This is a genomic window from Rathayibacter sp. AC182 (assembly GCF_979253875.1).
Genome location: NZ_CEEDEK010000003.1, coordinates 1 through 12,259, shown reverse-complemented (window position 1 = coordinate 12,259; position 12,259 = coordinate 1). Strand labels below are relative to the sequence as shown.

The window sequence follows — 12,259 nt, the reverse complement described above, 5'->3', positions numbered from 1 at the left end:
GGCCGGACGTGAAGCCCGCGTCCGGGCGGCGCGACCGGCAGGATCGCCGGGATGCGGTCACCGGTACCCGGTGATCGCGCGCGACCTGCCTCGGCGAGCACGTCGCGCTTGTCGGTGAGGTTTCCGGCCGCCAGCTCGGCGGAGTGACCAGGAGATCCCGGATCCGCCCGGCCTCGACGCTCGCAACCGGATCTCGACCTGAGCGAGCCGCGGATCTCCTCGGGCCGTGTACTCCACTCCGATGAGCAGCGAGACCGCGTCCCGGCCGTCGGGCAGCTCGATCACTGGTGCGCGCGAAGCGGAGGCGGTCAGCGACGACCGGCCCCAGCCGTCCGCCGGTACCGCCGGCGAGGCTCGGCGAGCAGCTGGACCGCACGGGCGGCGGCGACCGGCGCGACCAGCGGGCCGACTCCGCGCTCGAACCGGCGGGAGGCCTCGCTCAGGCAGCTTGCGCCGGCGAGCGGTGCGCCCGCGATGGAGACCCAGGATCGAAGTTCGCCGCCTCGATCAGCACGTCCTGCCCGATGGATCCGCCGATCTCGGTGCGAGCGCCGCCCATGACGCCCGCGAGGCCGATGGCGCCGCCGTGTCGTCGGCGATCACCAGGTCCTCGGGGTGGGCCGCCTCGTTCAGGCCGTCGAGGGTCTCGAGGGTTTCCGGAGCTCCGCGCGGCGCACGAGGATGCCGCCCTCGCCCAGGGTGGCGAGGTCGTAGCCGATGCAGCGGCTGCCCGAGCTCGGGCATGGCGACGTAGTTGGTGATGTCGACGACCAGCGAGACCGAGCGGACGCCCGCCAGGCCCGCGACGCGCCACCATCCACGGCGAGGCGCGGGACGGGCGGTGTCGGCGCCCCGCACGACGCAGGGTGACGAAGGCGCCGGAGGCGCCCTCGCCCGCCGCGGGATCGGAGCACGGTCCTCGATCTCGACCGGGAACACCCGGTGCCGCTCCTGCAGGCTGTCCGGTAGCGTCGACGACGGAGAGCGCCGGGCCGCGGAACGCGGCTCCTGTTGCCGTGGGCGTACTCGCGCGCGATGCCGCGGATCGAGCGCGAAGCCCCGGTCGGGCGTGACGCCGACCTCGACGGCCGCGTCGTCGACCCCGAGCAGCGCGATCGCGTCCGGTGCCCACCTCGGGGTCGATGCCGAGGCTCGCCGAGACGGAGGATGCCGTCGTGGTCGTCGCCGAGGCCCAGTTCGCCGGCTCGACTTCGCGATCATGCCGTCGGACACGTGTCCGGCGTAGGTCTTGCGCGCCGAGATGGGGAACTGGTCCGGGCAGGACCGCGCCCGGGAGGGACACGACCACCTTGTCCCCGGCCAGTGAAGTTGGCCTGGGCACCGCGTGATGATGCCGCGGACGTCCTCGCCCTGCTCGATCCCGCCGCCAGTCTTCCCTCCAGGGCGACGCGCACGTGCACCAGCCGATCGTCTTGCCTTGCCCAGGCGGCTCGGGACCAGGTCGAGGACCTGGCCGACGATCAGGACGGGTCGCAGACCTCGCCGCGGCGGACGTCCTCCTCCTCGAGACCCACGGAGACGAGGGCGGCGTGCACCGACTCGGGGTAGCTCGTCCCCTTGCTCGAGGCCGACGTACTCCCCCAGCCAGCTCGGCGAGGATGCGCATCAGATCACCATCCGCGCACTTGCTCGCTGAAGCGGACGTCGCCCTGCGACCATGCCGTCGCACCTTGTCCTTCCACGTCGTTGCGGAACATCAGCGGTCCGCTCGATGCCCATCCTGGAAGGCGAATGCCGGTACTCCTCCGGGTCGATGCCCGCCGCGCGGAGCACGTTCAGGCTGATCATCCCGCAGCCAGCCCCACCTCGATCCATCGCGCGCCGCCGGCGAAGGTCGTAGGCGCCAGGCCGTCGAGCTTCAGGCGCTGGGCCTCGGTGCCGTAACGGGGCAGCGGTTCGGACGCAGGCGGATCCGCGCCTCGTCGCCGAAGAGGAGCCGGGCGGCCGTGCTCGAGGGTGCGCTGCAGGCGCGCCACCGAGACCGCGGTCGACGGCGAGTCCTTCGAAGACTGGGTGAACGACGGGTGTGCAGGCCGCGTCGAGCTCGTCGGTGCGTGCACGTCCGGGCGCGGTGACGTACACGGCGCAGGTCGCGCTCGAGCGTCGAGGCGGATCTGCACCGGCGACGATGTGGAGATGCGCAGGACGAGGTGGGAGTCGACCGGATCGACGAAGAAGTGCATGTCCTTGCATCGCACCTTCCGGGCCGGGTGGTCCTCGTCGAAGTTCAGGGCGTCGAAGTTGAACCCACTCGTTCTCCGAGGCTCGGGGTCCCTCCGGCGATCTCTCCCAGCCCATGCCGACGAGGGCGTCGGCGATGCCTCCCCGGATGGAGCGAGAGCGGGTGGCGCGGCGCCGACAGCGGCGGAAGCTTCGCGCCGCGGCGGTGACGTCCTGCACGCGCTCGGCGTCGAGGGCGGCCGCGTCCTCGGCGGCGACGAGGCTCGCCCTCCCGCGCGGCAACAGCGTCGCCCACCTGCTTGCGGGCCGAGCCGGCGAGGCTTGCCGGAGTGCGGCCCTGAACTCGGCGCGGCATCGGGCGCATCTGCGCGTTGGGACAGGGCGAGGGCGGAGCCTTCGCCGAGGTGGGCGGAGCGGGCCGCTTTCAGCGCAGCCCGGAGGCCGCCGGCCGCGCTGATCGCGGTGAGCGCCTCGGCGACGGCACCGCTGGAGCCGGCCTCGTCGGTGATCGGGTTGCCGTCCGGACACGATCCCCCAGTGTAGGCGAGGGCCCGCGCCGCCCCTCCCCCGCCGCGTGCGGTCAACTCGACCCCGGCAGACCGCGCAACGGCGACTGCGGGCGGATCGGGCCTCGATACGCCGCTTCGCGGCCACTCGGGCAGCAGAGGCGTCACGACGACTGCCGGCGGATCCGGGTCTTCGGTACGCCGCCCATGCGGCTACCTGCTCGACCAGCAGGTGCGTCACGTCGGCTGCGAGCGGACCCGTGTCTCGGGACGTCGCCTCCGGGCGGCTACCGCACTCAGCAGGCGGTGGAAGCCGGACGACCATGCTCGATCTCGACGGCGAGGCGAACCGTCGCGTGCACAGGCGTTCGCGCCAACCCGCACCCCGCTGCAGGAACACGTCGGAAAGCCGCGGCGCGGCTCCACCTCGCCGAGGGCGGGCGGCAATCGACTCAGTCCTGCCGCGAGCAGCGCGGTGTCGGTGGTGGCGCAGGCGGCGGAGTTGCGTGCCGCGGCGATGCTGTCGCTGTTGCGGATCTCGACCCACTTCGCGGGCCGGAGGGCGGGCAGATGCCGATGATGCCGATAACGATGTACCGGGATGATCAGGCTGTCCAGGCTCGAGCTGGTTGCCGAGGTACTTCCGCGTAGTACAGCAGTTCGCTGGCGGGGTATTCGTCAGGCCGAAGGCGCGTTGTCCTTCAGGTCGACAGGCTGGGCGATGATGACCGAGAACATCTGCAGGCGGATGGCCTGCGGAGACGGATCAGGCCGACGCCCGCCTTGCAGGCCGTCCTTGGCCCTCCTTCTGGCCGCAGGCAGGCCTCGAATGCCGGCCGAGGAAGATCTCGGAGAAGACGGAGCCGTTGGCGGAAGCCGTCAGCGCGATGACGACGGCGAGGTAGGGCTGGGCTTGACCCGCGAACGGGAGCCCAGTACATCAGCATCATCAGGATGAGCACGGGATCGCGCGGAACAGCTCGATGAAGAGCGTGACCGGGACGTTGATCCACCGGCGGTCGAGTCGGCCGACAGCGGGACGAGTCCGAGCACGATGCTCCGCGCGACTCCGGCGGTCGCGAAGGCGGCGAGGGTCTGGCCCAGCGCCGCTCCGATGCTCTGCCAGACGAGCGGGTACTGGAAGAAGCGCGCCCGGCCTGCATCGGCCGAGGCCTGGCCGGACTCGGCGAAGCGCCAGAGGACGAAGGCGAGGAAGGCGGCGATCAGCAGGATCACGACGGCCCCGATCGCGCGGTTGCGCGCCCTGGCGCAGCGGGCCGGAGTTGTCGAAGAGGACGGAACTCATCGGGCGACCCTCCACTTCTTCCTCGAGCTGACGTTGGACGAGCGAGAGGCCGGTGACGAAGCACGACGAACACCGAGGGCGACCCACAGCACGACGATCAGGCTGTTCTCGCCGCGCTCGTTGAGCTCGCGGACGATCGTGCCGGCCTCGGCGACCGAAGCCGGCGGCGACGGTCGTGTTCTTCAGCAGTGCGATGAGGACGCTCATCAGCGGCGGGATCACCGAGCGGAAGGCCTGCGGGAGGACGACCTGCGTCATGGTCAGGCCGAAGTCGAGCCCGACCGCGCGGGCCGCCTCGGCACGGCGATCGGCACGGTGGTGATGCCCGAGCGCAGCACGCCGGCGACGTAGGTGGCCGTGTAGAGGCTCAGGGCGCAGATCGCGAGCGTCGTGTAGTCGAGATCCGGCAGGTCGAGCTTCGGGTACCCGAAGGCGAAGAAGAACATCAGGAGCGTGAGCGGAGTGTTCCTGACGGTGTTCACCACGTAGACGGTGCCGACCGCGCGGGCGATCAGGACGGGCGAGACGCACATGGCGCCCACCACGGTGCCGATGAGGAGGGCGAAGACGAGCGAGACGGCGAAGAGCAGCAGCGTGTTGCCGAACGCCGGGACGAACACGTCGAGGTTGTTCAGGAGAACATCCATGCGGCGAGCCCTTCATCGGGAGGTGGGAGGAGGAGCGGGAATCCCGGGCGGCGCGCCGGGCCTGCCAGTACGCGTCGACCGCGGGCTGCTCGACCTCGGTGCCGGACTCGCCGAGGGTCTCGTCGTAGATCGCGCTCAGGGTGTCACCGCCCTCGGTGAACATGGTGATGAAGCCGCGCAGCGCGGTGTCGTCCTTGGCCAGGCCGACGCCGTACTCGGTGCTGAAGGGCTCGCCGACGACGCCGAGCTCGTCGGGGCTCTGCGCCGCATAGCCGATGAGGATCGCGCCGTCGGTGGTGACCGCGTCGACCTGTCCGTCGTTCAGGGCGTCGACCACTGCGAGTACGTGTCGAACTCCTCGGTCTTCACCTCCGGGGTAGTTGGTGCGGATGTTCTGGATCAGGTGGACCCGGTCGCCGAGCACACGGTGGTGTCGGCGGTGAGGTCGTCCGGACCCTCGATCGTGTCGTTGTCCGCGGCGACCAGCAGCTGCTGGCCCGTCTCGAAGTAGGGTCCGGCGAAGCCGACCTGCTCCTTGCGCTTGTCGGTGATCGAGTAGGTGCCGACGTAGTAGCTCGATGTCGCCGTTCACGATCGACGCCTCGCGGTTGGCCAGCAGGATCGCGGTGTACTCGATCTGGTCCTCGGAGAAGCCGAGCGAGGCGGCGATCCACTTGGCACGATCTCGATGTCGAAGCCGAAGCGCTCGCCGGTCGCTGCGTCGAGGTAGCCGAGTCCGGGCTGGTCCTCCTTGACGCCGATGGTGACCGTGTCGTCCGAGGTCATGGCGTCGAAGGTGGGGCTGCCCTCGAGGGTGACGTCGGTCGCGACCTCGTAGGCCGCTCCGCTTCCCTCGGAGCCGGCTCCGGCGTCGCCGTTCCGGAGTCGCCGCCGGAGCAGCCGGCGAGCCTAGCGAGGTCGCACTGCGATCCCGGCGGTCATGAACATGAGCTTGGTGCGCATGGTCGTCCTTCCTGGGGTGTGGCCGCCGGAGCGGGCGATGTCCGATCGCTCCCCGGGATGGTGGGGTCGGATCCGTCGGATGGATGCTGTGCGGGGCGTGCGTCCTGCGTGCTGTGCGGACGCACGCCTGCACCTCCTGGTGCAGGAGGAGTCAGTGGGTGATGAGCTTCGAGAGAGTCCTTGGCGCGGTCGGTGCGCGGCGCGGTGAAGAACGACTCGGGATCGGTGTCCTCGAGGATCTCACCGTCGGCCATGAAGACGACCCGGTCGGCGACGCTTCAGGCGGTACATCTCGTGGGTGACGACGATCATGGTCATGCCGTCCTTGGCGAGGCCGACCATCACGTCGAGCACCTCGTTGATCATCTCGGGGTCGAGCGCCGAGGTCGGCTCGTCGAAGAGCATGACCTTGGGCTTCATCGCCAGCGCTCGGGCGATGGCGACGCGCTGCTGCTGCCCGCCCGAGAGCTGAGCCGAGGTCTTTCCCGCCTGATGGCCGACGCCGACCCGGTCGAGCAGCGCCTGCGCCTCCGCCTCGCGGCCCTTGCGCGAGAGCTTGCGGACCTTGATCGGTCCGAGCGTCACGTTCTCGAGGATCGTCTTGTGCGCGAAGAGGTTGAAGGACTGGAACACCATGCCGACGTCGGCACGGAGCGCCGCGAGGCCCTTGCCCTCCGGCAGCTTCTGGCCGTCGATCGAGATCGTCCCGCCCGAGATCGTCTCGACCTGTTGATCGTGCGGCAGAGGGTCGACTTGCCGGAACCGGACGGGCCGAGGACCACGACGACCTCACCGCGGTGCACGGAGAGGTCGATGTCCTTCAGGGCCTGGAACTCCCCGTAGTGCTTCTGCGCACCGTCCAGGACGACGAGGGGTGCTCCGACGGGAGCGGACGAGCGATCGTCCTGCACAGCTGCTTCCATTCGGCCAGAGAATCACACGGGAATGGGTGGGTCAAATCATGAGCGTTTTCTTAATCAGAGGTTAAACAAGCCCTCTGTGCGCGCGCTCCGACCCGGCAGGTGGACGCGCTCTCAGGAACGGAGCGCAAAGGCGCTCTCGTACGGGCAGACGGACGCGGCCGTCGCGAGGTTGAGCAGGCTCCGCCGCGCCGTAGATGGGCACCGCGACCACACCGTCGACGAGCTCGGAGGCGGCGTCTCGGACCGCGAGCCTCGTTGCCGAACACCCAGACGGTCGGCTGGGCGAGATCGCCGCGGGCCGGACCTCGAGCAGGTCCTCCCCTTCACGTCCGCCGCGACCGAGCGCAGACCGACGGCCCGCAGGCGCGCAGCGTCCGCGAGCTCGGCGTCGACGGCGACCGGGGAGGTGGAAGAGGGACCCGGTCGTCGAGCGGACGACCTTGGGGTTGTACAGGTCGACGGAGCGGCCGGTCAGGACGACGGCGTCGGCACCCGCGGCGTCGGCGGCCCGGACGATGGTGCCGAGGTTGCCGGGGTCGCGCACCTCCTCGAAGGACCGCGACCAGTCGAGGCTCGGAGGCGACGTCCTTCAGCGACACGGGGAACTGGCGGCAGACGGAGACGAAGCCCCGCACTGGCGACCGTGTCGGCCATGGCGTCGAGCACGTCCTCGGTCACGTACTCGATCTCGACGTCCGCCTCCTCGGCGGCCGCGACGATCTCGGGGTGCCGCTCCAGAGCGGTCGGAGTCATGAACGACTCGACGAGCAGCTCGGGGCGGTAGCGCGCCTCCGCGATGGCCTGCGGACCCTCGAGGAGGAAGAGCCCCGTCTCCTGCCGCGCGGGGCGCCGGGTGACTTCGCCACGGAGCGGACGCGGGGAGACGGGGGTTGTCGAGCATGCGGCAGGCCTATCGGCGGCGCCGACGGCAGCCCCCGGCGACGTCGCCGTCCCCGGAAACCGCGGCCGGGAACGACGGAGGGGGCCCCGACCAGTGGTGGGACCCCTCCGGGAGCATCCCGATGCGGACTACGCGGCGGCCTTGAAGGCCGACGTGTCGGCGGGCAGCGCGCGTTCTTCGCGGTCGCCGAGGGCGGCGAAGGTCGCGGGCTCGGTGATCGCGAGGTCCGCGAGGATGCGGTCGACCTGGACGCCGGCCAGGGCGAGGCCCTGGACGAAGCGGTTGTAGGTCAGGCCGTTCGCACGCGAGGCGGCGTTGATGCGCTGGATCCAGAGGCGGCGGAACTCGCCCTTCTTCGCGCGGCGGTCGCGGTACGGGTAGACGAAGTTGACCTGCTCCTTGGCCTTGCGGTACAGGCGCAGACGCTGGCCGCGGTAGCCCGACGCGCGCTCGAGGATGACGCGACGCTTCTTGTGGGCGTTGACCGCCCTCTTGACTCTTGCCATTTCTTTTTCTTCCTATCGATCCGTGTCGGTGGGTAATGACCACGCGGCGCAGCGGGCTGCGACGGCGGTGGAGGTTACCGGCGCAGCTGCCTGCGGCGGCATGAGCCCCAGACCGGCTTCTTGGCGACCTTGGCATCCTGCGGGGCGAGGACCTGGTCCTGGTTCAAGGCACGGCGGGTGCGGACGCTGGACTTGGACTCCAGGTTGTGGCGCATACCGGCCTGCTGCTTCATGACCTTGCCGGAGCCGGTCACCTTGAAGCGCTTCTTGGCCCGAGTGGGTCTTCATCTTGGGCATGTTCTCCTCCTTGTCGTCGCACCCGCGTCCAGCTGGGCGAAACCGGTGCCCACGCGAGCAGGGCGTCCACCGGCCCCGAGACCGGGGCGGCGGTATCAGACGGATTCGGCCTCGGCCGATTCCTCAGGGGTGTTGGCCTCGCGGCGAGCCGGCGCGGACCATTAGCCTCGGCCTTGGCCTCGGACTTGTTCTTCAGGGCCGATGACCATCACCATGTTGCGACCGTCGATGGTCGGGGTGGACTCGACCTGGCCGAACTCGGACACGTCCTCCGCGAAGCGCTGCAGGAGTCGGACGCCCATCTCGGGGCGGAACTGCTCGCGACCGCGGAACAGGATCATGGCCTTGACCTTGTCGCCGGCCTTGAGGAAGCCCTCGGCGCGCTTGCGCTTGGTCTCGTAGTCGTGCTTGTGGTCTTCAGGCGGAAACGGACCTCCTTGAGGATCGTGTTCGCCTGGATACGGCTGGGCTTCCTTGAGCTTCTGGGCCTGCTCGTACTTGAACTTCCGTAGTCCTGATCTTGGCGACGGGAGGCTTGGAGTTGGGAGCAACCTCGACCAGATCCAGGTCTGCGTCCTGCGCGAGTCGCAGGGCGACCTCGATTTCCACGACGCCGACCTGTTCTCCGGCGGGACCCACGAGGCGGACCTCGGGGACGCGGATTCGGTCGTTGGTACGGGGATCGCTGATTGCGTTTCTCCTCTGATCTCGGTGAGTAGCTGCTCTGCTGCCGGATTCTGATCCGGCGCATCCCGAGAGAGGAGATTCCTGACGTGCTCGTGCACGTGCTTTCCTGCGACCCGGCCTCCGAGGTTTCGCTCAGGTGCCGCAGTCCTCACCCTCGTCACCGAGGGCGGAGTGCTCAGACCCGGTATAACCTAGTGAAGCGGTCAAGCGCGGGTGGAGAATCTCCACTTTCGAACCGAGGACATGCCTCGGAGCCCGCATCCACCTTAGCAGAATCCGGCCGGAGCGACAGAGCGGATGCGCTCGCCTCCCGGAGCCCTCCGCGGGCCCCGGCACGGGCCCGATCCACCGAACGAAGGACCCATGGCCCAGTACGACGACGACCCACGTCCGCCGCTTCACGGCGATGCCGACGACTCCTCCGACGTGGAGGCCGCCCGCGACATCGCGGAGGTCCCGCGGTGGAGATCATCACCACCGCCGCCGTGCACCTGATGAGCGCCGCCGCGGTCGAAGTCCAGCCTCGCCGACGAGCCGGGCACCCAGGTCGACCTCGACGAGGCGCGCAAGCTGATCAACGCGCTGGCCGGGCTCGTGACCGCAGGGCTCGACATCAGCGACATGCACGCCCGGAGCCTGCGCGACGGGCTGCACCTCCAGCTCGCGTTCCGCGAGGCGTCCCCCCTCCCCGATCCGATCGGCAAGGGCCCGGGCGAGAAGTGGACGGGCCCGGTCAACTGAGTCAGCGGGCGGGAGTCGAAACCGCCGAGCGAGTCGACCCGCGAGGCGATGACCTCGTCGGCTCGGCGCCACCTCTCCCCCAGCCGCGCCACGAGTGCGCCGAGCGCCTCGCGGTCGAGGCCGGGGACGAGAGCCAGCACCACGACGATCTCAGAGCCTGGAGCCGCTGACGCGGGTCGCCGGGCCGGACGTCGACCGAGACGACGCTCGCCTCGTCCCGGGCCGCCGCCGGAGAGCGGCGAGCACCTCCACGATCCTCGGCGCTCGGACGCCACGGCGCGCCCTCGGCGATCGCCCGAACGGCGGGACGGCGGACGCGAACTCGTGGTCCGAGGCGGCGTCGAGCACCAGGACCTCCGTCGACTCCGCCACCGCGGCCAGCGCCCGCTCGACGGCCGTCGACGGGAACCCGGGCGCGCAGAGGCGTCCCCAGCGCCGCATGAAATTGTCGACACTGCTGAAGACAGGGAGGACGCTGCGGCCGTCCCGGCCCCGCGACGGTGACGATCGACCGCTCTGCGTCTTGTCGGTGCGCAGGCCGCCGACCTCGTCGCCCTCCTCTCCGAGGTGCGCGACAGTCACGGCCGGGACTCGCGCAGGGCGTCGACCGCGGCCTCCGGACCGCGCGAGCCGGCGCCGAAGTCGGCGAAGGCGCGCGCCAGGGCTCCGGCGCACGGCCGTCGTCCTCGTTCCCCGTGCTCGGCGCGAAGTGCCGGCCGGCCCGGGGGTCCCGGCGGAGTCCGTCAGATGCGAGGGGAGCGGGCGTCCGTCACTCGGACGCGACATCCAGCGCCTCCGCGAGCGTGAACGCTCTGGCGGCCAGGGCCTTGCCGACGATCGCTCCCTCGGGCCCCTGCGGGACGAGATCGCGCAGGGCGGCGATGTCGTCGAGGTTCGAGATGCCGCCGGAGGCAATGACCGAACGGCAGGTCCGGGCCATGACCTGCTCGAGCAGCTCGAGTTCGGCCTTCAGCGTCCCGTCCTTGGTCACATCGGTGACGACGTAGCGGGCCAGCCGGCCTCCTCGAGGCGGTCGATGCCAGAGGTCGCCGCCCTCCTTCGTCCAGCCTCGGGCGGCGAGCGTGGTGCCGCGCCCGACGGCGATCTGGTCGCCCTGCTGCGCGATGACGCTGAAGCCCACTCGGGGATTTCTCGAGAGCGGCGGTGCCGAGGTTGATGCGCTTCGCTCACGGCGCTGAGCGCCGACTCGGGACCGGTCGTCGCGGATGCCGCCCGAGAGCTCGACGTTGACGCCCTTCACCTGGCGGATCACCTTCTTCATGATCCCGTGGTTGTCGCCCCGGCCGAAGGCGGCGTCGAGGTCGGCGAATTGGATCCACTCCGCGCCCTGGTCGGCCCAGTCGCCGGCCGCGTCGATCAGGTCACCGTAGTTGGTCTCGGTCATATCGCCCTGCGTCAGGCGGACGGCCTTGCCGCCGGCCACGTCGATCGCGGGGAGAAGGACAAGGCCCGGGGCCCGGTGAACTCGCTCATCGTCATCCTCAGTCTCAGGAGCCCTGGTGCAGAGGCGGCGCTCGCCGGGAGCGGCGCCGGCCACCGGCCGATCCTAGTTCGTGCGGAGCCCGCCCAGCCAATTGGAGAGGAGCCGCAGGCCCGCCGCGCCCGACTTCTCGGGGTGGAACTGGGTCGCCGAGAGAGGACCGTTCTCGACCGCCGCGATGAAGGGCCCGCCGTGATCGGACCAGGTGACCGCGGGAGCCGGGAATTGAGGGATGACGTCAGGCGTACTCCCCGGGCCCCGTACGAGTGCACGAAGTAGAAGCGCTCGTCGGCGATGCCGTCGAAGAGGACCGAGCCCGCGGGCGCCTGAACGGTGTTCCAGCCCATGTGCGGGACCACCTCGGCGGGGAGGAGGTCGACCGTGCCGGGCCACTCGCCCAGTCCCTCGCTCTCGACGCCGCGCTCGACGCCGCGCTCGAAGAGCACCTGCATGCCGACGCAGATCCCCAGGACCGGGCGGCCCCCGAGAGCCGCTTGTCGATGATCTCGCCCGCGCCTTCGTGAGCGTCCATGACCGCGCTGAAGGCGCCGACTCCGGGACGAGCAGCCCGTCGGCCTCCAGCGCCTTCTTGCGGTCGGAGGTAGGCTCGACATCGGCCCCGGCGAGCTCGAGCGCCTTGACGGCGGAGTGGACGTTGCCGGATCCGTAGTCGTAGACGACGACGGACAGGCGGGCGCTCACAGCGCGCCCTTCGTGGAGGACCCCCGCGACGAGCGGGTCGAACGCCTTGGCCTGGCGGAAGGCGCGGGCGAACGCCTTGAACTCCGCTTCGGCGATGGTGCGGATCGCGACCCGGCGCACGCCGAGCACGGTCACGTGCACGGTGAGGCCCGCGTTGAAGGCGATGGCCTCGAAGACGTGGCGGACCATCGAGCCGGTGAAGTGCCCGCCGATGGGGAACAGGGCGAAGCCCTCGGCCTCCCCGTGTGCACGAGGTAGGGGCGGCCGGAGATGTCCACGACCGCCTGGACGAGGGCTTCGTCGAGCGGGACCAGGGCGTCGCCGAACCGGGAGATGCCGCTCTTGTCGCCCAGCGCCTGCCGGATCGCGGTGCCGAG

General features: G+C 70.4%; 11 protein-coding genes and 7 pseudogenes. 1 reads left to right on the top strand and 17 read right to left on the bottom strand.

Annotated features, from left to right (window positions below; translation table 11 throughout):
* Window positions 1-57: 57 nt before the first annotated feature.
* From AC0CII_RS02795 to AC0CII_RS02735, 13 genes and pseudogenes are all read right to left on the bottom strand, one after another.
* On the bottom strand, window positions 58-285 hold the full coding sequence (locus AC0CII_RS02795) for a hypothetical protein (protein ID WP_465228633.1): 228 nt from the start codon (window positions 283-285) through the stop codon (window positions 58-60).
* A gap of 222 nt (window positions 286-507) precedes the next feature.
* The gene (locus AC0CII_RS02790) at window positions 508-1,233 is read right to left on the bottom strand and encodes a phenylalanine--tRNA ligase beta subunit-related protein (protein ID WP_465228632.1); all 726 of its coding nucleotides are present in this window, start codon (window positions 1,231-1,233) and stop codon (window positions 508-510) included.
* 398 nt (window positions 1,234-1,631) lie between these two features.
* Window positions 1,632-2,711: pseudogene (locus tag AC0CII_RS02785) on the bottom strand (tRNA ligase subunit PheS family protein).
* Window positions 2,712-3,409: 698 nt separating this feature from the next.
* A complete protein-coding gene (locus AC0CII_RS02780) occupies window positions 3,410-3,670 on the bottom strand; it encodes a hypothetical protein (protein ID WP_465228631.1) in 261 nt (86 codons plus the stop codon).
* Window positions 3,658-5,253: a type 2 periplasmic-binding domain-containing protein gene (locus AC0CII_RS02775; RefSeq protein ID WP_465228630.1), complete on the bottom strand. Its 1,596-nt coding sequence runs from the start codon at window positions 5,251-5,253 to the stop codon at window positions 3,658-3,660. The genes AC0CII_RS02780 and AC0CII_RS02775 overlap by 13 nt, the downstream gene beginning before the upstream one ends.
* A complete protein-coding gene (locus AC0CII_RS02770; protein ID WP_465228629.1) occupies window positions 5,250-5,447 on the bottom strand; it encodes a hypothetical protein in 198 nt (65 codons plus the stop codon). The genes AC0CII_RS02775 and AC0CII_RS02770 overlap by 4 nt, the downstream gene beginning before the upstream one ends.
* A 328-nt stretch (window positions 5,448-5,775) precedes the next feature.
* A pseudogene (locus AC0CII_RS02765) lies at window positions 5,776-6,547 on the bottom strand (amino acid ABC transporter ATP-binding protein).
* Between the two features lie 61 nt (window positions 6,548-6,608).
* On the bottom strand, window positions 6,609-7,091 hold the full coding sequence (locus tag AC0CII_RS02760; protein ID WP_465228628.1) for a TrmH family RNA methyltransferase: 483 nt from the start codon (window positions 7,089-7,091) through the stop codon (window positions 6,609-6,611).
* Window positions 7,019-7,318 (bottom strand): hypothetical protein, encoded by a 300-nt coding sequence (locus tag AC0CII_RS02755; protein WP_465229017.1) that lies wholly within the window; start codon window positions 7,316-7,318, stop codon window positions 7,019-7,021. The genes AC0CII_RS02760 and AC0CII_RS02755 overlap by 73 nt, the downstream gene beginning before the upstream one ends.
* 258 nt (window positions 7,319-7,576) lie before the next feature.
* Complete coding sequence (gene rplT / locus AC0CII_RS02750; protein WP_465228627.1) at window positions 7,577-7,954, bottom strand: 50S ribosomal protein L20; 378 nt, start codon at window positions 7,952-7,954, stop codon at window positions 7,577-7,579.
* A gap of 74 nt (window positions 7,955-8,028) precedes the next feature.
* Window positions 8,029-8,251, bottom strand: a pseudogene (gene rpmI, locus AC0CII_RS02745) (50S ribosomal protein L35).
* Between the two features lie 161 nt (window positions 8,252-8,412).
* The gene (infC, locus tag AC0CII_RS02740; protein WP_465228626.1) at window positions 8,413-8,802 is read right to left on the bottom strand and encodes a translation initiation factor IF-3; all 390 of its coding nucleotides are present in this window, start codon (window positions 8,800-8,802) and stop codon (window positions 8,413-8,415) included.
* 25 nt (window positions 8,803-8,827) lie between these two features.
* Window positions 8,828-8,890 (bottom strand): annotated as a pseudogene (locus AC0CII_RS02735) (translation initiation factor IF-3); the annotation flags it as partial.
* Between the two features lie 411 nt (window positions 8,891-9,301).
* Between AC0CII_RS02735 and AC0CII_RS02730 the strand changes: the two are divergent.
* A pseudogene (locus AC0CII_RS02730) lies at window positions 9,302-9,679 on the top strand (DUF1844 domain-containing protein).
* A gap of 150 nt (window positions 9,680-9,829) precedes the next feature.
* Here AC0CII_RS02730 and AC0CII_RS02725 read toward each other — a convergent pair.
* From AC0CII_RS02725 to AC0CII_RS02710, 4 genes and pseudogenes are all read right to left on the bottom strand, one after another.
* Window positions 9,830-10,261, bottom strand: a complete 432-nt coding sequence (locus AC0CII_RS02725; RefSeq protein ID WP_465228625.1) for an SseB family protein — start codon at window positions 10,259-10,261, stop codon at window positions 9,830-9,832.
* A gap of 187 nt (window positions 10,262-10,448) precedes the next feature.
* Window positions 10,449-11,123, bottom strand: a complete 675-nt coding sequence (locus AC0CII_RS02720) for a HisA/HisF-related TIM barrel protein (RefSeq protein WP_465228624.1) — start codon at window positions 11,121-11,123, stop codon at window positions 10,449-10,451.
* A gap of 123 nt (window positions 11,124-11,246) precedes the next feature.
* Window positions 11,247-11,882: pseudogene (gene hisH, locus AC0CII_RS02715) on the bottom strand (imidazole glycerol phosphate synthase subunit HisH).
* Window positions 11,879-12,259: pseudogene (locus AC0CII_RS02710) on the bottom strand (imidazoleglycerol-phosphate dehydratase); the annotation flags it as partial. The pseudogenes hisH and AC0CII_RS02710, both read right to left, overlap by 4 nt.